21 protein-coding genes and 5 tRNA genes are annotated in these 25261 nt (G+C 52.7%); 24 read left to right on the forward strand and 2 right to left on the reverse strand.

All coding sequences use genetic code 11. The annotated features are described in order from the left end of the window. Positions 1-24: 24 nt before the first annotated feature. The 7 genes from PMI17_RS22660 (at position 25) to rpoS (ending at position 8671) form a co-directional block, all read left to right on the forward strand. Positions 25-1392, forward strand: coding sequence for a PTS transporter subunit EIIC (locus PMI17_RS22660; protein WP_007893249.1), 1368 nt, complete (start codon positions 25-27; stop codon positions 1390-1392). A gap of 80 nt (positions 1393-1472) precedes the next feature. After that, positions 1473-2852, forward strand: a complete 1380-nt coding sequence (locus PMI17_RS22665) for an OprD family outer membrane porin (RefSeq protein ID WP_007893250.1) — start codon at positions 1473-1475, stop codon at positions 2850-2852. Positions 2853-2879: 27 nt separating this feature from the next. Continuing rightward, a complete protein-coding gene (locus tag PMI17_RS22670) occupies positions 2880-4724 on the forward strand; it encodes a glycoside hydrolase family 9 protein (RefSeq protein WP_007893251.1) in 1845 nt (614 codons plus the stop codon). A gap of 230 nt (positions 4725-4954) precedes the next feature. Further along, the gene (gene surE / locus PMI17_RS22675) at positions 4955-5713 is read left to right on the forward strand and encodes a 5'/3'-nucleotidase SurE (protein WP_007893252.1); all 759 of its coding nucleotides are present in this window, start codon (positions 4955-4957) and stop codon (positions 5711-5713) included. Then, positions 5710-6336 (forward strand): protein-L-isoaspartate(D-aspartate) O-methyltransferase, encoded by a 627-nt coding sequence (locus tag PMI17_RS22680; protein ID WP_007893253.1) that lies wholly within the window; start codon positions 5710-5712, stop codon positions 6334-6336. The genes surE and PMI17_RS22680 overlap by 4 nt, the downstream gene beginning before the upstream one ends. A gap of 172 nt (positions 6337-6508) precedes the next feature. Next, on the forward strand, positions 6509-7624 hold the full coding sequence (gene nlpD, locus PMI17_RS22685; protein ID WP_007893255.1) for a murein hydrolase activator NlpD: 1116 nt from the start codon (positions 6509-6511) through the stop codon (positions 7622-7624). Positions 7625-7672: 48 nt separating this feature from the next. Next, positions 7673-8671, forward strand: coding sequence for an RNA polymerase sigma factor RpoS (gene rpoS, locus PMI17_RS22690; RefSeq protein ID WP_007893257.1), 999 nt, complete (start codon positions 7673-7675; stop codon positions 8669-8671). 112 nt (positions 8672-8783) lie between these two features. On the opposite strand, the gene mutS is transcribed toward rpoS, so the two are convergent. Next, complete coding sequence (gene mutS, locus PMI17_RS22695; protein WP_007893260.1) at positions 8784-11327, reverse strand: DNA mismatch repair protein MutS; 2544 nt, start codon at positions 11325-11327, stop codon at positions 8784-8786. A 363-nt stretch (positions 11328-11690) separates the two neighbouring features. On the opposite strand from mutS, the gene mltB reads away from it, so the two are divergent. Then, entirely contained in the window at positions 11691-12773 is a 1083-nt protein-coding gene (mltB, locus tag PMI17_RS22700; RefSeq protein WP_007893263.1) for a lytic murein transglycosylase B, read from the forward strand. An 85-nt stretch (positions 12774-12858) separates the two neighbouring features. Then, complete coding sequence (locus PMI17_RS22705) at positions 12859-13194, forward strand: zinc ribbon domain-containing protein YjdM (protein ID WP_007893266.1); 336 nt, start codon at positions 12859-12861, stop codon at positions 13192-13194. 38 nt (positions 13195-13232) lie between these two features. On the opposite strand, the gene PMI17_RS22710 is transcribed toward PMI17_RS22705, so the two are convergent. Then, on the reverse strand, positions 13233-14120 hold the full coding sequence (locus tag PMI17_RS22710) for a dihydrodipicolinate synthase family protein (protein WP_007893269.1): 888 nt from the start codon (positions 14118-14120) through the stop codon (positions 13233-13235). A 169-nt stretch (positions 14121-14289) separates the two neighbouring features. Between PMI17_RS22710 and tam the strand changes: the two genes are divergently transcribed. The 15 genes from tam (at position 14290) to luxS (ending at position 25225) form a co-directional block, all read left to right on the forward strand. Then, on the forward strand, positions 14290-15066 hold the full coding sequence (gene tam, locus PMI17_RS22715) for a trans-aconitate 2-methyltransferase (RefSeq protein WP_007893271.1): 777 nt from the start codon (positions 14290-14292) through the stop codon (positions 15064-15066). A 102-nt stretch (positions 15067-15168) separates the two neighbouring features. After that, complete coding sequence (pncC, locus tag PMI17_RS22720; RefSeq protein ID WP_007893272.1) at positions 15169-15663, forward strand: nicotinamide-nucleotide amidase; 495 nt, start codon at positions 15169-15171, stop codon at positions 15661-15663. 92 nt (positions 15664-15755) lie between these two features. Beyond that, entirely contained in the window at positions 15756-16826 is a 1071-nt protein-coding gene (gene recA / locus PMI17_RS22725) for a recombinase RecA (protein WP_007893274.1), read from the forward strand. A gap of 175 nt (positions 16827-17001) precedes the next feature. Beyond that, positions 17002-17457 (forward strand): regulatory protein RecX, encoded by a 456-nt coding sequence (locus PMI17_RS22730; RefSeq protein WP_007893275.1) that lies wholly within the window; start codon positions 17002-17004, stop codon positions 17455-17457. 135 nt (positions 17458-17592) lie between these two features. Continuing rightward, positions 17593-20220: an alanine--tRNA ligase gene (gene alaS, locus PMI17_RS22735; protein ID WP_007893276.1), complete on the forward strand. Its 2628-nt coding sequence runs from the start codon at positions 17593-17595 to the stop codon at positions 20218-20220. 247 nt (positions 20221-20467) lie between these two features. Then, positions 20468-20653 (forward strand): carbon storage regulator CsrA, encoded by a 186-nt coding sequence (csrA, locus tag PMI17_RS22740; protein ID WP_004155916.1) that lies wholly within the window; start codon positions 20468-20470, stop codon positions 20651-20653. A gap of 306 nt (positions 20654-20959) precedes the next feature. After that, a tRNA-Ser gene (locus tag PMI17_RS22745) sits at positions 20960-21052 on the forward strand. An 8-nt stretch (positions 21053-21060) separates the two neighbouring features. Then, a tRNA-Arg gene (locus PMI17_RS22750) sits at positions 21061-21137 on the forward strand. Positions 21138-21222: 85 nt separating this feature from the next. Further along, positions 21223-21299 (forward strand) — tRNA-Arg (locus PMI17_RS22755). Between the two features lie 189 nt (positions 21300-21488). Next, a tRNA-Arg gene (locus PMI17_RS22760) sits at positions 21489-21565 on the forward strand. Between the two features lie 44 nt (positions 21566-21609). Next, positions 21610-21686, forward strand: a tRNA-Arg gene (locus PMI17_RS22765). A 242-nt stretch (positions 21687-21928) separates the two neighbouring features. Next, positions 21929-22495, forward strand: coding sequence for a fructose-1-phosphate/6-phosphogluconate phosphatase (gene yqaB / locus PMI17_RS22770; RefSeq protein ID WP_007893288.1), 567 nt, complete (start codon positions 21929-21931; stop codon positions 22493-22495). Continuing rightward, the gene (locus tag PMI17_RS22775) at positions 22492-22920 is read left to right on the forward strand and encodes a YqaA family protein (RefSeq protein ID WP_007893302.1); all 429 of its coding nucleotides are present in this window, start codon (positions 22492-22494) and stop codon (positions 22918-22920) included. Before yqaB ends, PMI17_RS22775 begins: the two co-directional genes overlap by 4 nt. Before the next feature lie 31 nt (positions 22921-22951). Continuing rightward, positions 22952-24559 (forward strand): glutamate--cysteine ligase, encoded by a 1608-nt coding sequence (gene gshA / locus PMI17_RS22780; RefSeq protein WP_007893305.1) that lies wholly within the window; start codon positions 22952-22954, stop codon positions 24557-24559. 150 nt (positions 24560-24709) lie between these two features. Continuing rightward, positions 24710-25225, forward strand: coding sequence for an S-ribosylhomocysteine lyase (gene luxS / locus PMI17_RS22785; RefSeq protein ID WP_007893307.1), 516 nt, complete (start codon positions 24710-24712; stop codon positions 25223-25225). The last annotated feature ends 36 nt before the right edge of the window (positions 25226-25261 follow it).

Below are 25261 nucleotides of genomic sequence, written 5' to 3' on the forward strand. Positions count from 1 at the left end.
GCGCGTTGAAAAAGGATAACCATAATGAAACTCGATTACGTGAAGCTGGCCCAGACTATCCGGGAGCAGGTCGGCGGGGATGACAACATCAGCCATATTTCGCACTGCGCCACCCGCCTGCGGCTGGCCATCCACGATATGGCAAACGTGGACATCCCGGCTATCAGCGGCTTGCCGGGGGTGATCCGCGTAGTGAATGCATCCGGGCAGTTGCAGGTGGTGGTGGGCCCGCAGGTGGAGCAGCTGTATCAGGCGATGCAACTCGGGTCGCAACCGGCTGCTGAACCGGTCAAACCGGGTTCTGACGAACGTGGACTGGCGGGAAAAATGTTGGCAACGCTTGGTGCGATTTTTACGCCCTATATTGGGGTCCTGGCCGGAATCGGGGTAATTAAAGGCATCATGGTGCTGCTGCAAACTCAGGGCCTGGTGGCTAGCGATGATCTGCTTTTCGCCATGTTTAATGCGCTCGCCAGTGGCGTTTTTGTCTTCCTGCCGCTGTTTATCGCGGTGACTGCCGCCGATCGTTTTGGCGCCAGCCGTTTCACTGCACTGGCATTAACGGCAGCGATGGTATTTCCACTCACGCAGCCTGACTTGCCGCAGCACTTCGCCGTATTGGGTCTGAACATTAGCCTGAAAATATATGGCGGCGCGGTGATCCCAGCGATTCTGGCGGTGCTGCTGCTGAGCAACGTTGAACGCAAGCTGAAGCAGTGGATTCCGGACGTCGCGGCGCTGGTATTTGTGCCGTGTCTTTCGCTGATTATCTGCGGCTTTGTGGTATTCACACTGATTGGTCCACTGGCGGATTATGCCGGTGTCGGCATCGCCAATGGCTACAGCGCGCTCTATCAGCTCAGTCCCATGATCTCCGGCGCGCTGCTGGCGGGTATTGGCCAGCTGTTCGTGGTGTTTGGCGTGCACTGGGGCATTATTCCCCTCGCGCTGATTAACATTCAGGTGCAGGGCTACGACACCATCATGGCGATGTTCATGTCGGCGGTAATGGGGCAATTTGGTGCGGTGAGTGGCGCCATCTTTATCGCTCGCAATCTGCGTGACCGCCAAATTGCCCTCTCAGCGTCGCTATCGGCGTTTTTCGGCATAACCGAACCGGCGCTGTATGGCGTCAATCTCAAGTTCCGCATGTTATTCATCTTCGGCTGTATCGGTGCCGCATTAGGCGGTGCGATTACCGGACTGTTACAGGTAAAAACTTACAGTTTTCTGCCGGTACTCAACGTCTTCGAACTCGGTCTGTTTGAAGGTCCCGATTCCAAAATGATTTATGAAGTGGCGGCGATTGCAGTGGCTTTCATCGTCCCCTTCGTCCTGACACTGATCTATGGCCGCTGGACGCGGCCCGGTGTGACTAAACCCAGCGCCTGACGCGCAACTTTCAATACTGACTAACAGGGACCAGGTATGCGGCTGCTATCGCAGGGCTGCGTGCACCTTAAGGAAATGCAATGAATGCTTTAACTCAGGGAAAAAAAGTGGCGCTGCTGCCACTGGCAACGTTGATGCTGTGTGCAGCACCGCCTGCGGCTAATGCGGCAGGTTTCATTGAAGACAGCAAAGTAGATGGCACGCTGTACTACTGGCAACGTCACCGCGAGCGTAAGGATCTCAATCCGGACAGCAGCCATTACCAACACTATCAAACCAATCTGCATCACAGCACGCTGACCGGCGCGCTGGAATATCAATCAGGCTATCTGGCGGATGTTGTCGGCGTGGATCTCGCCGCCTTCGCCACCTGGGATCTGTTTGAGGGCAGCCCGGCGCACCCCAATGAAATCAGCTTCAGTCATGGTCCATCGATGTGGGAAGACCGCGGCGTGGGCGAAAAAAATGGTCTCGATCTCTATCGTGCGGCGCTGAAAGTGAAGGCGGGTGATTACTGGCTGCGAGCGGGTTACATCCAGCCGAGTGGCCAAACGCTGCTCGGTACGCAGTGGGGATTCTTACCGGGCACCTATCAGGGCTTAGAAGTGGGGGCGGTTTATGACTATGGCTCCGCTGGTGCGCTATCGCTGTCGTGGATGGGCGCCAACAAATATAAGGCGCCGTGGTATCGCAAAATGTACGAGTTTCGCGAAATCGATCGCCAGACGCGTATTCCCTATTTGCATTCGTTAGGCGGCAAGTACGACTTCAAAAACGGTAACACGCTGGAGCTGGCGTGGGGGGAATCACCGCACTACCTCGATAAATATTTCGCTAAGGCCGCTCGTCAGACTGTGATTTGGGACAATCCGCTAAGTTTGAGCTGGCAGTTTTACGGTTCGCAGGATCGTACCGGCCGTCATGATGTTTATGACGAATTCGCCTGGCAACAGGGATTAACGCTGGCTTATCAGGTTGATCGCTATCAGTTCCGGCTGGAAGGCAGCGTGGTGCACGCGCCGGGCAAGCAGGGTTATTACACCGTGGCGATGACGCCGATTTACCCGAACTCGGCTGGCCGTATTGATATGTGGTGGGATTCTCGCTCTGACTTCAATGCCGACGGTGAGAAGGCAATCTTTGCCGGGATGATGGTCGATCTTAGCGATATCGTCTGGCCAGGCGTCAGTATCGGCGGCTCTTTTGCCTGGGGCTGGGACGGCAAACCGGCGCGTGGTGGCGATTGGTCACAAGATCAACGTCTGACCGAAACCGCCATTAACGGCGATCTGGTGTGGCAGGTGCAATCCGGCTGGGCCAAAAACACCGTGTTCAAACTCCATCTCACCGCGTTCAATAATCATAGCGATAACCCGAGCTGGGGCGGTGGCTATGGCAACGTTTTCCAGGATGAAAAGGACATCAAATTCCTGATGATTGCCCCTTTTAGCCTGTTTTAATCACTCAATACACTAAGGATGATGACCATGAGGATTCGTTTCTCCGCACTTACCGCCGCGCTGCTGATGGCTGGACTGGCACACGCTGAAACTCACGTGTTGATTAATCAGGTGGGTTACGACATTGCTGCACCAAAAACCGCCGTTGTTCAATTGACCGGCGAGTCACGCGCTAAGCCACCAGTAAACTTTGTGCTGCTAGACAGTGAAACCAATCAGCAGGTGCTGAGTGGCACTTTACAGCCGCAGGGCGAAGTGCAGGGCTGGGGCGATCGCACCTTCTACCGCGCGGATTTTTCCGCTTGGAAAAAACAGGGACGCTACGTGCTGCAAACCACCAGTAGCGACGGCGACGTTCGTTCCGGGCCATTTATCATCGGCGCCGATCTGCTGGAGCGCTACACGCTTTCCGATGTGATTGCTTACTTCAAAAGCCAGCGCGTCACCGGGTTGTTTGATAAGTCCGATCGCAAACTGCCGCTGCCGGCTGGTACAGGCTCTGGCACCGTTGATGTGCACGGCGGCTGGTACGATGCCACCGGCGATTACGGGGTGCATCTTTCACATCAAAATCTGACCTCCTATTTCAATCCACAGCAGGCGCCGCTGGTGGCCTGGAGCTTATTGCGCGGCTATCAGAACCTGGGTGCGCGCCAAAATCAAAATTTTGATGAGTATCGCCGCCGGATGCTGGACGAAGGCCTGTACGGCGCCGATTTTCTGGTGCGGATGAAACGTCCGGGCGAATCTTTCTTCCAGGCGATCTCTTCGCCCGGTAAAGAGAAACGGGCGCAGGATCGCGTGATTGCTAACCCAAACTGGCGTACGCAGATTAAGGAGAAAGAGTCAGATTCCACTATTGTCGAGGAGGAAGCCGTTGGGCGGCTGGTATGGCAGGCGAGTTTCCGTTCAGGAGCGGGTATGTCGATTGCCGCGCTGGCATTGGCCAGCACCATGGAAAATGACGGTAATTTCAGCCGCAAGCAGTATTTGCAAACGGCCGAAGACGCCTTCGCTTTTTTGCAAAAAAACAATGCGCACATGGTGAATGACGGTAAAGAGAATATCGTTGATGACTATACCGCGCTGCTGGCGGCGACAGAGCTGTATCGCGCTTCGCACAAAGCGGTCTATTTGACGGCGGCACAACAACGCGCGCAAAGCCTGATGGCACGATTGACCTCGCTGGATAACTGGCATGATTACTGGCGCGCCGATACGCAGCGGCGCCCCTTCTTCCATCCGTCAGATGCCGGGCTGCCTGTGATCGCGCTGCTGGAGTATGCGCGCATTGCTCCGCAAGAGCAGCAGACGAAAATCAAAGATACGGTGAAACGCTCGCTGGGCTTTGAACTGGCGGTGACCAAAGAAACCAATAATCCGTTTGGCTACGCACGCCAGCTGATTCAATTGAAAAATGGTGATAAACGTACCAGCTTCTTCTTCCCGCATGACAGCGAAGCTGCGCCGTGGTGGCAGGGTGAGAATGCGCGGATCGCCTCGCTGGCGGCGGCTGCACGTCAGGCCATGCCGCTGTTTGCCGATGATAAAACCTTCACCCAGCAGCTGCAGGGTTACGCCTGGAATCAGCTGAACTGGATTTTGGGCAACAATCCTTATGATGTCAGCATGCTGACCGGCAGTGGTTACCGCCATATCAGCTATCTGTTCTTTAATTCATGGAAATACACCACGCTGCCAGGCGGCATTGTTAACGGCATTACCGGAGCATCCAACCAGGTCGCTGAGGGTATCGCCTTCGATGAAGGTTATGCCGTCACGCGGAAAGATGATGACTGGCGCTGGGCGGAAGGTTGGCTGCCTCATTCGGCCTGGTATTTGTACGCGGTGAGCTTGCCAGACCGCCAATAATCCTCGCTGTTGCCCGGCTTTGGTGCCGGGCATTTTTATTTTGTGCGTCATCTCAAATTGCATATTGTTACGGCAAACACCGCCAGTTCCTTGATTTTCGCCTACCACTTCCAGCGCCTCGCCGCTAGAATGCAAACATCCTTGTCCCGCCAGACGGCTCTTTTGCGGCGCCAAAATTGCGTTCGGCAAACAGGTCGAGGACCAGTTGAATGAACAAAGGTCAGGAATAGATGCGGATATTGCTTAGCAATGATGATGGAATTCATGCTCCCGGCATCCAGACGCTGGCTCGCGCACTGCGTGAGTTTGCTGAGGTGCAGGTGGTTGCGCCCGATCGCAATCGTAGCGGCGCATCAAACTCTCTGACATTAGAAACGCCACTGCGCACTTTTACCCATGAAAATGGCGATATTGCGGTGCAAATGGGAACGCCGACAGACTGTGTGTTCCTCGGCGTGAACAAGCTTATGCAGCCGCGTCCCGATATCGTGGTTTCGGGCATCAACGCCGGGCCGAACCTGGGCGACGATGTCATCTACTCAGGCACGGTGGCTGCAGCGATGGAAGGGCGTCATCTTGGGCTGCCGGCGCTCGCCGTTTCGCTCAATGGGCATTACCATTACGATACTGCCGCATCCATAACCTGTACGCTGTTGCGTGCGCTATCACGTGCACCGCTGCGTACCGGGCGTATCCTCAATATCAATGTGCCCGATTTGCCTTTAGCAGAAATCAAAGGGTTTCGTGTTACGCGCTGTGGCAGCCGCCATCCGGCCGATCAGGTGATCTGCACTGAAGATCCGCGTGGCCAGCCGCTTTACTGGATTGGTCCGCCGGGGCAAAAGCTGGATGCGGGCCCGGATACCGACTTCGCAGCGGTGGATGCGGGCTATGTTTCGCTAACCGCGTTGCATGTTGATTTGACCGCGCATGCCGCACAAGAAGTATTAAGTGACTGGCTGCTCCAGGCTGAGGTAAAGCTGGCATGATAAACCGCCGCATCGAAACGCTTTTGGAGCAGCTACGTGCGCAGGGCATTCATGATGAATTTCTGCTGAAAGCCATTGCTGATGTGCCTCGCGAGCGTTTTATCGATGAGGCGTTTGAGCACAAAGCGTGGGAAAACGTCGCGTTGCCGATTGGCATGGGGCAGACCATTTCACAGCCCTACATGGTGGCGCGGATGACCGCCTTGTTGGAGCTCACTCCAGAATCGCGCGTGCTGGAAATTGGCACCGGTTCTGGCTATCAGACCGCCATTCTGGCGCATCTGGTCAATCATGTTTACTCCGTAGAACGTATCAAAGGTTTGCAATGGCAGGCTAAGCGCCGCCTGAAGCAACTCGATTTGCACAATATCTCAACGCGTCACGGCGATGGCTGGCAGGGATGGGCGGCGCGTGGTCCGTTCGATGCCATTATTGTCACCGCAGCGCCACCTGAAATTCCGACTTCGCTGATAGCGCAATTGGGCGAGGGCGGCAAAATGGTGCTGCCGGTAGGTGAGGATCAACAGGTGTTAAAGCGTTTGCGTCGTCAGGGCGATGAATTGATAGAAGAAATCATCGAGCCCGTCCGCTTTGTGCCGTTGGTTCAGGGCGATCTTGCCTGAACCGTCACTACGCAATTCTTCACAACTGTTACATGGCACGGCACAGTTGATATTGTTACTATCCTTGTTTATCAATGCTAAAGACCGTTTTTAACGTTACGCGCAGTGGATTATGCGGTTAACGCCGTTACACATTTATATTCAGGGTTGCCATCACGGGGGATCAGTGAGCATGGGAAGCACAGCATTTCAATTACGCCGTTTGGCGGCACTTTCTTTGGTAGGTTTTTGGCTGGCGGGCTGTAGTTCAGGCGATAATACGCAGGCACCCATTAGCCAGGTTGGTAGTAACAGCGGCGACAGTGGAATGGCTTCAGCCCCCAGTGGCGGCATGATCTCCTCGCAAAGTAGCGGTGTGCCTGCGATGCCGAGTGGCGGAATGTTAAGCGGCGGCACTTCTTCAGCGCAACCGTCCGGCGGAATGGTTAGTGGTAATAATAATGTGGCCACGGAAAATGGTCGCATTGTGTACAATCGCAACTATGGGAATATTCCGAAAGGCAGCTACGGCGGCGAGACCTACACCGTGAAACGTGGCGACACCCTGTTCTATATTGCCTGGATTACCGGCAACGATTTCCGCGATCTGGCGCAACGCAACAACATCGCAGCGCCATATGGCTTGAACGCCGGGCAAACGCTGCAGGTTGGTAACGGCAACGGCCAGACCATCACCGGTGGTAATGCGATAACCGTAGCGGATGCAACACAGGGCGGCGTACCTGTTACACCGAGTCAAACGCAAATTAAATCGACCCCTGTTGCACAGCAACCTGTTATTACGTATTCTGATGATTCGGGTAATTCGTCGGGTAGCAAATTGCTGCCGTCGAAAGGAGCAAATAATGTGGCAACGACCACAGCTCCGGTTGTCGCACCACCTACAGTCAGCAGCACGACTAATAGCACAACTCCAGTGGGAAGCTGGCGTTGGCCGACTGATGGGAAGATCATCGATAACTTCTCCGCTGCGGAAGGCGGAAATAAAGGTATCGATATCGCCGGTTCGCGTGGACAACCTGTTGTCGCCACAGCTTCGGGAAGAGTGGTGTACGCAGGCAACGCGCTCCGTGGGTACGGTAATTTAATCATCATCAAACACAATGATGACTACCTGAGCGCCTACGCCCACAACGACTCTATGCTGGTCCGGGAACAACAGGAAGTTAAGGCGGGGCAAAAAATCGCTACCATGGGTAGCACCGGTACCAGTTCAGTAAGATTGCACTTTGAAATTCGTTACAAGGGGAAATCCGTAAACCCGTTGCGTTATTTACCGCAGCGATAATCCGGCAGAACCTTGGTTCTGCCCTTGGATCACGGGTAGGAGCCGCTAATGAACCAGAATACGCTGAAAGTTAACGATTTACATGAAGATGCGGAATTCGAGGAAAACAACGGAGCTGAGGTTTTTGATGAGAAGGCTCTCGTTGAGAACGAACCTGGTGATAACAACGACGTAGCGGAAGAAGAGCTGTTGTCACAGGGTGCGACGCAACGCGTTTTGGATGCGACGCAGCTTTACCTCGGAGAGATTGGTTACTCACCACTGCTGACGGCAGAAGAAGAAGTCTTCTTTGCACGCCGTGCATTGCGGGGTGATATTCCTTCTCGCCGCCGCATGATTGAAAGTAACTTACGCTTGGTAGTAAAGATTGCCCGCCGTTACAGCAATCGTGGTCTGGCGCTGCTGGATCTGATTGAAGAGGGTAATCTCGGCTTGATTCGCGCCGTAGAGAAGTTTGACCCAGAACGTGGGTTCCGTTTCTCAACTTACGCCACGTGGTGGATTCGACAGACAATTGAACGGGCGATCATGAATCAAACCCGTACCATTCGTTTGCCAATCCACATCGTTAAAGAGTTAAACGTTTATCTGCGTACCGCGCGTGAACTTTCGCACAAGCTTGATCATGAGCCGAGTGCTGAAGAGATTGCCGAGCAGTTAGACAAGCCAGTTGATGACGTAAGCCGTATGCTGCGTCTCAATGAGCGCATTACCTCGGTTGATACACCTTTGGGTGGCGATTCCGAAAAAGCGCTGCTGGATATCCTGGCCGATGAGAAAGACAACGGTCCGGAAGACACCACGCAAGATGATGATATGAAACAAAGCATCGTTAAGTGGTTGTTTGAATTGAATGCCAAGCAGCGTGAAGTGCTGGCGCGTCGTTTTGGCCTGTTAGGCTATGAAGCGGCAACGCTGGAAGATGTAGGTCGTGAAATCGGGTTGACCCGTGAACGCGTACGTCAAATCCAGGTGGAAGGGCTGCGCCGTCTGCGTGAGATTCTGCAGACACAGGGCCTGAACATTGAAGCACTGTTTCGCGAATAATTTTTACCGATAATGAAAAACGGTGACCTGATGGTCACCGTTTTTTTTCGCCTGCAGGTCAGGTTTTCTGACTGCTTGCAATATAGTTGCTGCCAGCAGTCATTTAGTGACTTCAGACCAGCGTCTTGAGGCGATAAATCCATTCCAGCGCCTGCTTAGGTGTGAGGCTATCAGGATCCAGTGCTTCCAGCGCATCCATCGCTGGTGAGGTTTCTGCCACCAACAACTGCATTTGCGAACCTTCCACCGTTGATGCTGCAGAGCTACCGGACAGTGTTTCTAACTCCTTCAGCTTGTTACGTGCACGCTTGATCACCTCTTTCGGCACGCCCGCCAGCGCAGCTACCGCGAGACCATAGCTTTTGCTCGCCGCGCCATCCTGTACGCTATGCATAAAGGCGATAGTATCGCCATGTTCCACCGCATCCAGATGCACATTCACCACACCTTCCATTTTCTCTGGCAGCGTAGTCAACTCGAAATAGTGGGTAGCGAACAGCGTCATGGCTTTAATACGATTCGCCAGGCTCTCTGCACAAGCCCATGCCAGCGACAGCCCATCGTAAGTTGAGGTACCGCGACCAATTTCATCCATTAGCACCAGACTGTTTTCGGTGGCGTTATGCAGGATATTGGCGGTTTCCGTCATCTCAACCATGAAGGTGGAGCGACCAGAAGCCAGGTCATCTGCAGCGCCGACGCGAGTGAATATACGATCGATCGGGCCGATGACCGTTTCTTCTGCGGGCACATAGCTACCAATCCACGCCATCAAAGCGATCAAGGCGGTCTGGCGCATATAGGTACTTTTACCGCCCATATTGGGGCCGGTAATAATCAGCATGCGCCGTTGCGGAGAGAGCGACAGCGGGTTGGCGATAAAGGGTTCTTTCAGCACCTGTTCAACCACCGGATGGCGTCCTGCGGTAATGCGAATCCCCGCTTTTTCTTGCAGCACCGGACGGCAGTAGTTTAGCGTCCAGGCGCGCTCGGCCAGATTGGCTAATACATCCAGTTCTGATAGCGCGGCTGCGCTGATTTGCAGCGCTTCAAGGTGCGGCAGCAAACGGTCGAAAAGGTCCTCATAGAGGCCTTTCTCAAGGGCTAATGCTTTCCCTTTTGATGTCAGAACCTTGTCTTCATACTCTTTCAGTTCGGGGATGATGTAACGCTCAGCATTTTTCAATGTCTGACGGCGAACATAGTGAATGGGTACCAGATGACTTTGCCCGCGACTTACCTGAATGTAATAGCCGTGAATCGCATTAAAGCCGACTTTCAGCGTATCCAGCCCGAGTTTTTCACGCTCGCGAATCTCCAGGCGATCAAGATAATCGGTGGCGCCATCCGCCAGGGCGCGCCATTCGTCGAGCTCAGCATTGTAACCCGGGGCAATCACGCCACCGTCGCGCACCAGCACCGGCGGTGATTCAATAATGGCTTGCTCGAGCAGCTCACGCAGCTCGTTGAACTCACCCATCTGAGACCGCAGGTTAATTAGCTGCGTAGCCTCAACGCCTGCAAGCTGCTGGTTTAACTCTGGCAATTGTTGAAAGGCGTGACGCATGCGCGCCAAATCGCGGGGGCGAGCAGTACGCAGCGCGAGGCGCGCCAGAATACGTTCCAGATCGCCCACCTGGCGCAGCACCGGTTGCAATTCCTGGCTGAGTGATTGCAGCTCAGCGATAGATTCCTGGCGACGAGCAATAGTAGAGACATCACGCAGTGGCATATGTAGCCACCGTTTAAGCATACGGCTGCCCATAGGCGTGACGGTTTTATCCAGTATTGCCGCCAGCGTATTCTCGATTCCACCCGCCAGATTCTGAGTGATCTCCAGATTTCGGCGTGTGGCGGCATCCATAATCACGCTATCCTGCTGACGATCCATGCTCAGCGAGCGGATATGCGGCAGCGAGGTGCGTTGCGTATCCTTGACATATTGCAGTAAACATCCGGCGGCACGCAGTGCCAGGTGGGCCTGCTCGACACCAAAACCGCTCAGATCGCGGGTGCCAAACTGCAGATTGAGCTGTTGGCGCGCCGTATCGATTTCATATTCCCACAGCGGACGGCGACGCAGACCACGACGTTGATCAATCAGCGTCATCGCCTGGAAATCTTCGGGATAGAGTAGCTCAGCGGGATTGGTACGCTGCAGTTCCGCCGCCATTGTTTCCACATCGCCCGGTTCACTCAGGCGGAATCGACCAGAGCTGATATCTAACGTCGCGTAACCAAAGCCGCGCTGGCTCTGAAAGATAGCGGCCAGAAGATTATCCTGGCGCTCTTGCAGTAAAGCTTCATCGCTGATGGTGCCGGGTGTAACGATACGCACGACTTTGCGCTCAACCGGGCCTTTGCTCAAGGCGGGATCGCCAATCTGCTCGCAGATCGCGACTGATTCGCCGAGCTGGACCAGTTTCGCCAGATAACCTTCAACCGCATGATAGGGCACACCCGCCATCGGGATGGGTTCTCCCGCGGATGCGCCACGCTTAGTCAGAGATATTTCCAGCAGCTGCGAGGCGCGTTTCGCGTCATCGTAAAACAGCTCGTAGAAATCGCCCATGCGGTAAAACAGCAGGATGTCAGGATGATCGGCCTTCAGGCGCAGGTATTGCTGCATCATCGGCGTATGGCCACTAAAGTCCATTTGCTCTGCTCCTTTCATCGTATTCTCACTCAACATTCATTCTTTTAATTGCCTGAGGCTGGGTCAATGCAGCCGGAAGTCCCGTTATCGTGGATAAATAACGAAAGCGGGATATTACCATTTTTGCCACAATACCTTCATCCGCCAGTAGGGCTTTCTGGCTGCCGACCATAACAAATTGCCTTAAGCGGTAAAAAGCAAATTTTAACGAAAAAGGTAAAGTGTGGAGCCGTTTCGCAAATTCACACTGTAACCGGCTGAAACCGGCGGCAAAGGGCTAAATTTTAAGATATTGCTCTGTATGTCACTTCAATGAACGATTACCATGAGTGCTTCCGGTTTCACCTGGCTTATGGATATCCAATGCGTTTTAAGGTTGCTCTTCTTCCGCTTATCACTCTGCTTGCTGCTTGCAGCAGTAAGCCTGCATCTCATCAGCAACCCGCCGTTGTTCCTGCACCTAAAGGCGGTTTTTTACTGGAGCCTTCCCACGCGATTCAGCCTATGTTTGGCGATTTTGCCGGTAATCCAGTTGCTGAGCAGTTCATTGACCAAATGGTGGCAAAGCACGGCTTTAATCGTGAGCAGCTGCACGCGGTCATTGGCCAGGCGAAGCGTCTCGATTACGTACTGCGTTTAATGGACCAGCAAGCTCCAAGCTATACGCCGCCAACCGGACCGAATGGCGCGTGGATTCGCTATCGCAATAAGTTTATTACGCCGGATAACGTGCAGAACGGCGTGGCATTCTGGAATCAGTATCAGGATGCACTGCAGCGTGCGCAGCAGGTCTACGGTGTGCCGCCGGAAATCATTGTTGGTATTATCGGTGTCGAAACGCGTTGGGGCCGGGTGATGGGCAAAACGCGCTTGCTGGATGCGCTGGCAACGCTGTCATTTAGCTATCCACGTCGTTCGGCCTACTTCAGCGGTGAGCTGGAGACCTTCCTGCTGATGGCGCGTACAGAACAAGATGATCCGCTGGATCTACGCGGGTCCTTTGCCGGTGCGATGGGTTATGGGCAATTCATGCCATCCTCTTACAAGCAATATGCGGTTGATTTTAATGGTGATGGCCACATTAACCTGTGGGATCCGGTTGATGCGATTGGCAGCGTGGCCAATTACTTTAAAGAACACGGCTGGCGTGCTGGAGAAAATGTTGCGGTTCCTGCGAGCGGTCAGGCTCCAGCATTAGAGAATGGCTTCAAAACTAAATATCCCGTCAGCACCTTAGCGGCAAGTGGCCTGACGCCGCAAGGATCGCTGGACGGTAATAATCAGGTAAGTTTATTGCGTCTGGACCTCGGCACCAGCTACCAGTATTGGTATGGCCTGCCAAACTTCTATGCAATTACCCGCTATAACCACAGCACGCACTACGCAATGGCGGTGTGGCAACTGGGTGAAGCCGTCGCTAAAGCGCGTCAAGGCAGTGTCTTTTAATGCTGTCCTTGTAAAGTGTGAGGGTATAAGATGGCGGCCCTTTTGCGGTGCCATCTTCACCGCATCCTACTTCTGAGGAGCGCTTATGAGTACCTTACCTGCCTGTCCTGTATGCCAGGCCGATTACACCTGGCAAGATGGCGATAATCTGAATTGCCCATCTTGTGGTCATATCTGGACGGCAAGTGGCGATGATGCAGTGGATGGTTTAGTTGTACGCGACGCCAACGGTAATTTATTGGTGGATGGCGATAGCGTCACTGTTATCAAAGATCTCAAGGTTAAAGGCAGTTCTTCCACGTTAAAAATCGGCACCAAGGTAAAAAGCATTCGTTTAGTCGAAGGTGATCACAATATTGATTGCAAGATCGAGGGTTTTGGTCCGATGAAACTCAAATCTGAATTTGTAAAAAAGAACTAGAATTAATGACGGGACGGCGCCGCGCCGTCCTGCCTGTTTTAACTCAGCAAACGATCCACTTCCGCGCACTGTTCCGCTGTCAGCTCGCCGCCGTAATTACGCGAGTAGCTGCTCATCGAATCAAATCGGCGGGCGACAGCCGTTTTGATGGTGGTAACAAAATCATCGCCAATAGTGTAAATCGCCATCAGCTTTCCGATGCGCTGTTGAATCTCGGCGAGCTGCGTTACATCCCCAGCACGCCATGCCTGCATCGCGCGGGCAAAAAGCTCCGGCACAATATTGTTCAATCCAGAAATCACACCTGAACCACCAGCCAGTAGATTGGGCAGCAGATATTCGTCGTAGCCAGAAAGTACGGTAAAATCAGCGCGAACTCTCCTTGTTTCATCAATCATCGCGCGGTTGTGCGACAAACAATCCATGGTGTCTTTGATGCCAATAAAATTGGGCAACTCGGCTGCCAGTTCCGCTACTAGCGCTGGGGTTAAATCGCAACCGGTGCGTGCCGGAAAATTATAGGCAAACCACTTGCCGCCTAGCTGTTTATCCAGCGTTTTGAAATAGTTCAGCAGCTGCTTCTGTGTCTGCCCGTAATAATAAGGAGGCAGCACCATCACCGCATCAAAGCCGTTCTGCCAGGCGGCGTCCGCCAGCTGCAGCATATCGGGAATGCAGGTACTGGAGACATTTGCCACCATAGTCAGTGGCGAAAGTTGGCGTGCCTCGTGGATGAGCAGTAGTCTTTCCTGTTGAGTAAGCGATGCAAATTCACCAATACTGCCCATTAACAGCAGGGTATCAATGCCCGATTGACTCAGGCGTGAAAAATGGCGTCCAAGTGCTTCAATGTCCAAATTATTCTTATTATCAAAAGGCGTTACTGAGGGACACCATACGCCGGACAATAGCGGTTTTGCAGACATGCCAGGTTCCTTAATGTATAAAAAATGAAACGTTGTTTTAAGTTAGTGATAACTGCGAATACTCACCAGTCACCAAAGACAAAAAGGTGAGGTATCGCACTATTCTCTTTCTGTGAAGACGGCAAAAACAGGTAGTGTGTGGCTCTTCAGCCAAGACAGGAGCTTTGCCATGCAAGACTGGAATCCCCAGCTGTATCGTCAATTCGAATCGGAGCGTACGCGTCCGGCGCGAGAGTTATTGGAGCGCATTCCACAAGCTGATGTGCGCTTTGCCACTGATCTTGGCTGCGGGCCAGGCAACAGCACGGAGCTGTTGGTGCAAGCGTGGCCGAATGCGCAGATAACCGGGATTGATAGTTCTGAAGCAATGTTACAGCAGGCCCGAGAACGACTGCCTTCTTGCCGCTTTCAGCAGGCGGATATTCGCACCTGGCAGGCCGAGCTGCCGCAACAGGTGATTTATGCAAACGCCTCGCTGCAATGGTTGACTGAACACCACACATTGCTGCCGCATCTGGTGAGTCAATTGGCTGTGGGTGGCGCATTAGCGATTCAGATGCCGGACAATCTTGAAGAGCCGTCGCACCGTTTAATGCGAGACGTGGCGGAGCGTGAAAACTGGCAGGGACTGATTTCGCCGCAGGCGGCAGATCGCAAGCGTCTCTTGACCACCGACCAGTATTACGATCTGTTAAGCGATGCGGGTTGTCAGGTCGATATCTGGCGCACCACCTATTATCATCCAATGACCGATGCGCAGGGCGTTATTACCTGGTTACGTGCGACAGGACTGCGTCCTTTCCTCGCGGAGCTGAATGATACGCAGCAAGCGGCCTTTCTCCATGATTATCACCAGGCGCTCATTCCGGCTTATCCCACTCGTAGCAATGGCAAGGTTTTGTTAGCTTTCCCACGACTGTTTATGGTTGCAGTGAAAACAGGCTGAGGTAACTGGAAGCGAGTACGCAGAATAGATCGCTGAAGGTTGAAAAGGGCTTTTCAGCGCACCATTTACTGCTAACGTGAGGCGCCACAACGGGAGAAGGCGATGAACGATGAACAATTGCAGCAGTTGAGTCACCGCATTGGCCAACAGCTAAAAATTCGTCAGGCAACAATCACCGCAGCGGAATCCTGCACCGGTGGCTGGATTGCGAAGGTATTTACCGATATCAGCGGTAGCTCCGCCTGGTTTGAGCGCGGTTTCGTGACATACAGCAATCAAGCTAAACAGCAAATGGTTGGTGTGCAGGTTAGCACGCTGGAGCAGCATGGTGCGGTGAGCGAACCAACCGTGCGTGAGATGGCAGTCGGTGCGGGGAAAGCGGCGGCGGCAGAATATGCCATTGCCGTGAGCGGTATTGCGGGGCCGGATGGCGGCACGCCAGATAAACCGGTTGGCACCGTGTGGTTTGCTATCGCGGGCCCTGAGGGGCGCGTATTAGCGCAGCGTAAGGTTTTTGCCGGCGACCGTGATGCGGTACGCCGACAGTCTGTGGCCTGGGCGCTACAAACGCTGCTTGATGAATTTCTGACAAATTAAACTTGATACTGTATGACCATACAGTATAATTAGCAGCAACAGAACGAGCGACATATTTGGTGTCGGCTCACCCAGCATGATTAGGAGTGGAAATGGCGATCGACGAGAACAAACAGAAGGCTTTAGCTGCCGCACTGGGCCAGATTGAGAAGCAATTTGGTAAAGGCTCCATCATGCGCTTGGGTGAAGACCGCTCAATGGATGTCGAAACCATCTCTACCGGTTCACTGTCACTGGATATCGCGCTCGGCGCGGGTGGCTTGCCGATGGGACGTATCGTTGAGATTTACGGACCAGAATCTTCGGGTAAAACCACCCTGACTCTGCAGGTTATTGCCTCAGCACAGCGCAAAGGTAAAACCTGTGCCTTTATCGATGCTGAGCACGCATTGGATCCGGTATACGCGAAAAAACTGGGCGTTGATATCGATAACCTGCTGTGCTCACAGCCGGATACCGGTGAACAAGCGCTGGAGATCTGTGATGCCTTGGCACGTTCGGGCGCAGTTGACGTTATCATCGTTGACTCCGTGGCGGCTCTGACGCCGAAAGCGGAAATTGAAGGTGAGATCGGTGATTCGCACATGGGTCTGGCCGCGCGTATGATGAGCCAGGCAATGCGTAAGCTCGCAGGTAACCTGAAGCAGTCCAATACGCTGCTGATCTTCATCAACCAGATTCGTATGAAGATTGGCGTGATGTTCGGTAACCCGGAAACCACGACCGGTGGTAACGCGCTGAAATTTTACGCTTCTGTTCGTCTGGACATCCGCCGTATCGGTGCGATCAAAGAGGGCGACGAAGTAGTAGGTAGCGAAACCCGCGTGAAGGTAGTGAAGAACAAAATTGCTGCACCGTTTAAGCAGGCTGAATTCCAGATCATGTACGGCGAAGGCATTAACACCTTTGGCGAGCTGGTGGACCTTGGCGTGAAGCACAAGCTGGTTGAGAAAGCCGGTGCCTGGTACAGCTACAACGGTGAGAAGATTGGTCAGGGTAAAGCTAACTCAACCAACTTCCTTAAAGAGAATCCAGCGATTGCGAATGAGATCGACAAAAAGCTGCGTGACTTGCTGTTGAGCGGTGATGCAGTAGCAGCAGACACCGCGAAAATCTCGGCTGAAGATCGCGAAGAAGCCAGCGAAACTAACGAAGATTTCTAAAATATTAACGGGAGCAGAGATGCTCCCGTTTTGCTTTTCCCCGCCAGCGCTTTTCCTCCTCGCCTTCTTGCTTTACCCTGCGACCCTGCACGACTGTTAGAACAAGGTTGATCATATGTCATCGTCACCATCTGTGGCACCTGTGCCAACATATTCCCGTTTGCTGGACCGCGCCATGCGTATCCTTACGCAGCGCGATCACAGTCGCGAAGAGCTGAAACGTAAATTGCAGCTCTCTGCACAGCGTGCAGCCTATTTGCAGCAGCAGGAAAACACGCCCATTCCCGATGAGCTGCTGGAAAAAGTGCTCGACTGGTGTCAGGAGAGCGGTTGGCTCAACGATGAACGCTTTACCGAACGCTTTATTCAAAGCCGTGCCCGGAAGGGATATGGCCCACAGCGCGTGCGTATGGAGTTGCAGCAAAAAGGCATTGGCCGCGATGAGATAAATCAGGCGCTGTTCGATACCGACGTTAACTGGAGCTTATGCGCCGCCGATCTTGCCAAACGCAAATTTGGCGAGCCCTTACCGCAAACCTGGGCCGAGAAAAGTAAGGTACAGCGTTTTTTAATGTCGAAAGGCTTTATGATGGAAGATATTCAGGCTGTTTTCAGAAATAGTGACGACTGAAAGGCGATGTGATTTTACTTCCCACTGAAGAAAATTTATCTTATTCCCACTTTTTGTTCCTCAGTCAGCGGCAGGCCGGATGGATGTGGTTTGCCAGCGAAAGGGAACGTTCGTTAGCGTGATTCCAGGAATTTTATGAGCAAGAGCACTGCTGAGATCCGTCAAGCGTTTCTCGACTTTTTTCATAGCAAGGGACATCAGGTTGTAGCCAGCAGCTCCCTCGTACCGAACAACGATCCGACATTGCTGTTTACCAATGCCGGAATGGTCCAGTTTAAAGACGTATTCCTTGGTCAGGATAAGCGCGACTATGCGCGCGCAACCACGTCTCAACGCTGTGTGCGTGCCGGTGGCAAGCATAATGACCTCGAAAACGTGGGCTACACGGCACGTCATCACACCTTCTTTGAAATGTTGGGCAACTTCAGCTTTGGTGATTACTTCAAGAAAGAAGCGATCGCTTATGCATGGGAACTGCTGACGGGTGAGCAGTGGTTTAAGCTGCCAAAAGAGCGTTTGTGGGTGACCGTCTATGAAACTGACGATGAAGCCTTCGAAATTTGGGCCAACGATATTGGTGTGCCGCGTGAGCGCATTATCCGTATTGGTGACAACAAAGGCAGCGCTTTCGCATCAGATAACTTCTGGCAGATGGGCGATACCGGTCCTTGCGGCCCTTGTACCGAGATTTTCTTCGATCACGGCGATCATATCTGGGGTGGTCCTCCGGGCAGCCCGGAAGAGGATGGCGACCGTTACATTGAGATCTGGAACATCGTCTTCATGCAGTTCAACCGTCAGGCTGACGGTACTATGCAGCCGCTGCCCAAACCCTCCGTGGATACCGGTATGGGCCTGGAGCGTATTGCAGCCGTATTGCAGCACGTAAACTCCAACTACGAAATCGACTTGTTTGCCAAATTGATTCAATCCGTTGCTCAGGTAACCGGTGCGACCGATCTGAATAATAAATCGTTGCGCGTTATCGCTGACCATATTCGCTCTTGCGCCTTCCTGATTGCAGATGGTGTGATTCCTTCGAATGAAAACCGTGGCTATGTATTGCGTCGCATCATTCGTCGTGCAGTGCGTCACGGCAATATGCTGGGTGCGAAAGAGGCGTTCTTCTATAAGCTGGTTGCGCCACTGATTGATGTGATGGGTGCTGCAGGTGAAGATCTGAAGCGTCAGCAGAAGCATGTTGAAAACGCGCTGAAAAACGAAGAAGAGCAGTTTGCTAAAACTCTGGAGCGTGGACTTGCGCTACTGGATGAAGAGCTGGCGAAGCTGCAGGGCGATACGCTTGATGGCGAAACAGTCTTCCGTCTGTACGATACCTTCGGTTTCCCGGCGGATCTGACGGCTGACGTGTGCCGTGAGCGCAATTTAAAGATTGATGAAGCGGGCTTTGAAGCCGCGATGGAACAGCAGCGACAACGCGCGCGTGAAGCCAGTGGTTTTGGCGCCGACTATAACAATGTCATTCGCATTGATGCTGCAACCGACTTTAAAGGCTATGACCATCTGGAACTGAACGCTGTTGTGCAGGCGCTATTTGTAGACGGTCAGCAGGTTGAGCAGATTAGCGCAGGTCAGGACGCGGTTGTGGTTCTTGACGAAACGCCGTTCTATGGTGAGTCAGGTGGACAGGTTGGCGATACTGGTGTGCTGGCTGGGCAGAATGCTGAATTTAGCGTTCAGGATACTCAGAAGTATGGTAAAGCGATTGGTCATATCGGTAAGCTGAGCAGCGGCCAGTTACGCGTTGGCGATCGTTTGCATGCGCAGGTGGATGAAACTCGTCGTGCGCGTATCCGTTTAAACCACTCTGCCACGCACCTGCTGCATGCCGCACTGCGTCAGGTGTTGGGTGATCACGTAGGACAGAAAGGCTCGCTGGTTAACGATAAATATCTGCGTTTCGACTTCTCTCATTTTGAAGCCATGAAACCGCAGGAAATCCGTCAGGTTGAGGATATTGTTAACGCGCAGATTCGCCGTAACCTTGCCGTTGAGACCGAAATCATGGATCTCGATGATGCAAAAGAAAAGGGCGCAATGGCGCTGTTTGGCGAGAAATATGATCAGCGTGTTCGCGTGTTGACCATGGGTGACTTCTCCACCGAGCTGTGTGGTGGTATCCATGCAGTACGTACCGGAGATATCGGCCTATTCCGCATTCAGTCTGAGTCTGGTACGGCAGCAGGTGTTCGTCGTATTGAAGCCGTAACCGGTGAAGGTGCGCTGGCGCAAGTTAACGCACAGAGCCAGCAGCTGCTGGATGTAGCGCAATTGGTGAAAGCCAACAGCAGTAACCTTAATGAGAAAGTGCGCGGTCTGGTTGATCACGTTCGCGCACTGGAAAAAGAGTTGCAACAACTTCGCGATCAGCAAGCTGCGCAGGAGAGTGCTTCCCTGAGCAGCAAAGCCGTTGAAGTGAAAGGCACCAGGTTGCTGGTGAGTGAGCTGAGCAACGTTGAGCCAAAAATGTTGCGTACCATGGTCGATGATCTGAAGAACCAACTAGGTTCTGCCATCATTGTGCTGGCAACCGTTGAGGCAGGTAAAGTTTCACTGATTGCTGGCGTGACCAAAGATCTCACTGACCGCGTAAAAGCCGGTGAACTGATTGGCGAACTCGCCTCTCAGGTTGGCGGTAAAGGCGGTGGTCGTCCAGATATGGCTCAGGCCGGCGGTACAAATCCGCAGGCGCTGGCTGGCGCGCTGGAAGGCGTGCAGGAATGGGTCAGTAACCGACTGTAACGTATAACTTCGCATTGTGATAAGCGCCAGAAGCCCGTTTTCTGGCGCTTTTTTAACGCGGTGCACACCAGGTAATGACAAAGTCCGGTTGATGTAGTGTATTTCGGCTAAACTAACTATCAGCAGAATGTATTGGCATGGCGAAGCACAATGGTGTATTTGTCATAGGCATTGTTCAGCGTTATATGATGGATACGGCCGGGAGAACAAAGAAGCCCGACTCTTTTAATCTTTCAAGGAGCAAAGAATGCTTATTCTAACTCGTCGAGTTGGTGAAACCCTCATGATTGGCGATGAGGTGACTGTAACGGTGCTGGGTGTTAAAGGTAACCAGGTCCGCATTGGTGTTAACGCGCCTAAAGAAGTTTCGGTACATCGCGAAGAGATCTATCAGCGTATTCAAGCCGAAAAAACTCAGCAAACGAGTTACTAACGGATTCAGCGCCTCGCTCTCCAGCGAGGCGCTACCGGTTTTTCTCCTCCTGTAGTGCCCATCTCCTGTTTTTCTTTCTCATTCTCTCAATTCATTTAGCGCCTATTTGTGTTCTCTGGCAGGCTTTCTTTGTTGATTAATCACTCTTTTTGTCGCTAAAGCAGCCGAATTGAGCGTCATTTGTGCAATCAAACAAAAGGCTGGAAATAAATGTTTGACTTATAAGTCCGGGAAAGTAATATGTGCGCCACGCAGTGCCGATGAGCAGAAACAAAGTTCAGAAGCACGGTTCGGAAGAACGCGTAAGGTGAGGTGGCCGAGAGGCTGAAGGCGCTCCCCTGCTAAGGGAGTATGCGGTCAAAAGCTGCATCCGGGGTTCGAATCCCCGCCTCACCGCCATTTCCGATGCATCCATAGCTCAGCTGGATAGAGTACTCGGCTACGAACCGAGCGGTCGGAGGTTCGAATCCTCCTGGATGCACCATTCGGAAAGATGAAGTAAGAGTGAACGAGCAGTTCCTTTCATGGTGAGTTGTTAGCACCCTGCGTTGTACAAGAATTAACTCGATGCATCCATAGCTCAGCTGGATAGAGTACTCGGCTACGAACCGAGCGGTCGGAGGTTCGAATCCTCCTGGATGCACCATATTCTCGAATATGGAAAGTGCCTCAGTGTGTCATGTCGTGATAAACGTTCAGGCCGCACTAAGGAGGATAACGTTGCTTTAGCAACGGCCCGTAGGGCGAGGCGAAAGCCGAGTAATCCTCCTGGATGCACCATTCTTCGTATCATCCTCAGGTTGTTTCAGTTAGTCCATCGTAAGAAAACCTCAATGCATCCATAGCTCAGCTGGATAGAGTACTCGGCTACGAACCGAGCGGTCGGAGGTTCGAATCCTCCTGGATGCACCATTCCTCTTCAAACTTCTCAAAATTTACCTCAGCAGTAACTCAATGCATCCATAGCTCAGCTGGATAGAGTACTCGGCTACGAACCGAGCGGTCGGAGGTTCGAATCCTCCTGGATGCACCATCACTTCTTCGATATCTCTCAGTTTTTGACACTTAGTTTCTGAATCCTCCAACGACAATCTCTACATCCACTAAAAAACGTTGTAATTACCGCCGTTTATCACCGGTATTACGCTATGACCTTTTTCCTAAAACGAAAAATGCTAATGCTTTCAAAGCATTTGCGGTTAAGCGCGCCTGGCGACAACCTGAGCGCATTACGCTAAAGTAATGGCTCATTTTGTGGTACTCGACGGAGTGACAATGTACGACCAATATGATGCCCTGATTTTCGATATGGACGGCACAATTCTCGATACTGAGCCGACACATCGAAAAGCCTGGCAGCAGGTGCTTAGCCGCTACGGTTTCACCATGGATGAAGAAAAAATGGTGGGGTTCAATGGCGCACCCACCTGGCAGCTGGCGCAGTTTATTCTTGAGCAAAACAATGCCAGGCATGACCCGCATCTGTTGGCAGCGGAAAAAACCGCGGCTCTAAAGGCGATGCTGCTGGATGACGTACGTCCGCTGCCGCTAATGGACGTCGTCAAAGCCTATCATGGTCGCCGTCCGATGGCGGTGGGCACCGGCAGTGAACATAGCCTGGCGAAAGCACTGCTCGAAGAGTTGGGCGTTTACCACCTATTTGATGCGGTTGTCGGGGCTGATGACGTACAGCGTCATAAACCGCAACCGGATACCTTTTTACGCTGCGCTGAAATGATGGGAATTGCGCCCGAGCGCTGTGTGGTGTTTGAGGATGCTGACTTTGGCGTACAAGCGGCAAAAGCAGCAGGCATGGACGTGGTTGATGTCCGTTTACTGTGAATGAATTTCTGACCTATGGTTCGTTATTCGGCAGTAGCTTCCTGAGTGCAACCCTGTTACCGGGGAGCTCGGAGGCGGTGCTGATTGCACTGCTGATCGCCCAAAAGGGTTCGGTTTATGGATTGTTATTGGCTGCATCAGTGGGAAACACGCTGGGTGGCCTGACCAACATTCTTCTTGGTCGCCTGATGCCGCTGAAAAGGCAAGGGCGATGGCACGACACAGCAATGACGTGGTTACATCGATTGGGACCTGCAGCACTGATCTTTAGCTGGCTGCCGGTAGTGGGCGACTTACTCTGCGTGCTCGCGGGTTGGTTGCGCTTTGCCTGGCTGCCCTCGGTGCTGTTCCTCGCCATCGGTAAAACGCTGCGTTATATCGTTATCGCGACCGCCACATTACAAACATTGCAATGGTGGCATTGATTCGCACAGATTCGAGGCTACGGTTAACATTATGCTGAACAAAAATAAATTATTCACACAGCGGGAGGTTAATGTGATCCCGGACGTATCTAAGGCACTTTCCTGGCTGGAAGCGCATCCTGACGCGTTAAAGGGTATCGGCCGTGGTATTGAGCGCGAATCATTACGCGTTAAACCCGATGGTCACCTGGCAACCACAGGGCACCCCGAGTCTTTGGGTTCGGCACTCAAGCATGATTGGATTACTACCGATTTTGCCGAAACGCTGATGGAGTTCATCACGCCTGTTGATCAAAGCATCGATCGTTCACTGGCGTTCCTGCGTGATATTCACCGCCATGTCGCGCGTGAGTTGGGCGAAGAGCGTTTGTGGCCCTTTAGCATGCCTGGCTATATCGATGACGTTGATAGTATTGAGCTAGCGCAGTACGGCAGCTCCAATATCGGTAAAATGAAAACCCTGTATCGTCAGGGCCTCAAAAATCGTTATAGCGCGCTGATGCAGATTATTTCAGGCGTGCATTACAATTTCTCGCTGCCTTTGTCATTCTGGCAAGAGTGGGCAGATGTGAAAGATTTGGAAAGCGGCAAAGAGACCATATCCGCTGGCTATCTGCGTTTAATTCGAAATTATTATCGCTTTGGCTGGGTAATTCCTTATCTGTTCGGAGCATCACCAGCTATTTGTTCCTCATTCCTGCAAGGGCGCGAAGAGAGCAAGTTGCCGTTTGAAACTGACGGTAAAGGCACGCTGTGGCTGCCGCACGCCACGTCGTTGCGCCTGAGCGATCTTGGTTACACCAATAAATCGCAGAGTGGATTAGGGATTACCTTTAACTCGCTGGAAGGCTACGTTGCGGCGCTGAAAGCGGCAATCAAAACGCCGTCGGAAGAGTATGCGGCAATGGGCACTAAAGATGCCGATGGCAATTGGCTACAGCTGAATACCAACGTTCTGCAGATTGAAAATGAGCTGTATGCGCCCATTCGTCCAAAGCGTGTTACGCGTTCAGGCGAAGCGCCATCCGATGCGCTGCTGCGCGGTGGTATCGAATACATTGAAGTGCGCTCACTGGATATCAACCCGTTCTCGGCGATTGGTGTTGATGCCGATCAGGCTCGCTTCCTCGACCTGTTCCTGATTTGGTGTACGCTGGCTGATGCGCCTGAAATGAGCGCCGATGAGCTGTTGTGTACGCGTAAAAACTGGAACCGTGTGGTGATGGAAGGACGTAAGCCGGGGCAGGTTATCGCGGTGGGTTGTAGCGAAACTGAGCATACATTGGTTGAAGTGGGTAAAGCGCTGTTTGCCGATCTGCGTCGCGTGGCCGAGGTGCTCGACAGTAATCACGGCAATACGCAATATCAACAGGTTTGCGATCAACTGGTGGCATCCTTTGACGATCCTGAGCTAACCTATTCGGCGCGCATCCTTCATGCCATTAAAGAAAATGGTTTGACCGGCGCAGGCGTGGCATTAGCGGAGCAATATCGTCATCTGCTGTGCGAGGAGTCGTTAGAGATTCTGACTGAAGATGATTTTAGTCGTCAGGCGCGTGAGTCGCTGCAAGCGCAAGAGCAGCTAGAACAGAGCGATACGCTGGATTTCGAAAGCTACCTTGCAGGTCGCGAAGGCTAGAAAAGAAAATGGCCACATCAATGTGGCCAAAATAAACATCTCTGTTGTCAGGGATGATGATAACAAATGCGCGTCTTTCATATATTCAGACGTTGGGCGAACAGAAAAGTTTCATTGTTTTAAAAAAAATCTCAAAACAGGAGGTGACGTATGCCACTACTGGATAGTTTTACTGTTGATCACACCATCATGGGCGCGCCTGCAGTGCGCGTAGCAAAAACCATGAAGACTCCGCATGGCGATACCATCACCGTCTTCGACCTGCGTTTCTGCCGTCCGAATATTGAAATTCTGACTGAGCGTGGCATTCATACGCTGGAGCACCTGTTTGCCGGCTTCATGCGCAATCACCTGAATGGTGATGGCGTAGAAATCGTCGATATCTCGCCGATGGGTTGCCGTACCGGCTTCTATATGAGCTTGATTGGCACGCCTGACGAGCAGCGCGTGGCGAAAGCCTGGAAAGGCGCGATGGAAGATGTGCTGAAAGTGAAAGAGCAGGGCCAGATTCCAGAGCTGAACGAGTATCAGTGCGGTAGCTACAAGCTGCACTCACTGGATGAAGCGCAGCAGATCGCGCGTAATGTGCTGGCTCACGACATTGGCGTGAACCGCAACGAAGATCTGAAGCTCCCTGCTGAAAAGCTGAAAGAGCTGCATATCTAGTTAGTTGTTGCTTAGGCACCATAAAAAAACGCCGCG

The sequence above is a fragment of the Pantoea sp. GM01 genome, from assembly GCF_000282675.1.
Classification (GTDB): Bacteria; Pseudomonadota; Gammaproteobacteria; order Enterobacterales; family Enterobacteriaceae; genus Pantoea; species Pantoea nemavictus.

Coding starts and splice junctions, on each gene's coding strand:
- PMI17_RS22665 (WP_007893250.1), top strand. CDS start 1,473: ATGAATGCTTTAACTCAGGGAAAAAAAGTGGCGCTGCTGCCACTGGCA.
- mutS (WP_007893260.1), bottom strand. CDS start 11,327: ATGGACTTTAGTGGCCATACGCCGATGATGCAGCAATACCTGCGCCTG.
- csrA (WP_004155916.1), top strand. CDS start 20,468: ATGCTTATTCTAACTCGTCGAGTTGGTGAAACCCTCATGATTGGCGAT.
- gshA (WP_007893305.1), top strand. CDS start 22,952: ATGCTGAACAAAAATAAATTATTCACACAGCGGGAGGTTAATGTGATC.
- rpoS (WP_007893257.1), top strand. CDS start 7,673: ATGAACCAGAATACGCTGAAAGTTAACGATTTACATGAAGATGCGGAA.
- surE (WP_007893252.1), top strand. CDS start 4,955: ATGCGGATATTGCTTAGCAATGATGATGGAATTCATGCTCCCGGCATC.
- mltB (WP_007893263.1), top strand. CDS start 11,691: ATGCGTTTTAAGGTTGCTCTTCTTCCGCTTATCACTCTGCTTGCTGCT.
- tam (WP_007893271.1), top strand. CDS start 14,290: ATGCAAGACTGGAATCCCCAGCTGTATCGTCAATTCGAATCGGAGCGT.
- pncC (WP_007893272.1), top strand. CDS start 15,169: ATGAACGATGAACAATTGCAGCAGTTGAGTCACCGCATTGGCCAACAG.
- PMI17_RS22710 (WP_007893269.1), bottom strand. CDS start 14,120: ATGTCTGCAAAACCGCTATTGTCCGGCGTATGGTGTCCCTCAGTAACG.
- nlpD (WP_007893255.1), top strand. CDS start 6,509: ATGGGAAGCACAGCATTTCAATTACGCCGTTTGGCGGCACTTTCTTTG.
- yqaB (WP_007893288.1), top strand. CDS start 21,929: ATGTACGACCAATATGATGCCCTGATTTTCGATATGGACGGCACAATT.
- PMI17_RS22670 (WP_007893251.1), top strand. CDS start 2,880: ATGAGGATTCGTTTCTCCGCACTTACCGCCGCGCTGCTGATGGCTGGA.
- PMI17_RS22660 (WP_007893249.1), top strand. CDS start 25: ATGAAACTCGATTACGTGAAGCTGGCCCAGACTATCCGGGAGCAGGTC.
- PMI17_RS22730 (WP_007893275.1), top strand. CDS start 17,002: ATGCGTATCCTTACGCAGCGCGATCACAGTCGCGAAGAGCTGAAACGT.
- PMI17_RS22705 (WP_007893266.1), top strand. CDS start 12,859: ATGAGTACCTTACCTGCCTGTCCTGTATGCCAGGCCGATTACACCTGG.
- recA (WP_007893274.1), top strand. CDS start 15,756: ATGGCGATCGACGAGAACAAACAGAAGGCTTTAGCTGCCGCACTGGGC.
- luxS (WP_007893307.1), top strand. CDS start 24,710: ATGCCACTACTGGATAGTTTTACTGTTGATCACACCATCATGGGCGCG.
- alaS (WP_007893276.1), top strand. CDS start 17,593: ATGAGCAAGAGCACTGCTGAGATCCGTCAAGCGTTTCTCGACTTTTTT.
- PMI17_RS22680 (WP_007893253.1), top strand. CDS start 5,710: ATGATAAACCGCCGCATCGAAACGCTTTTGGAGCAGCTACGTGCGCAG.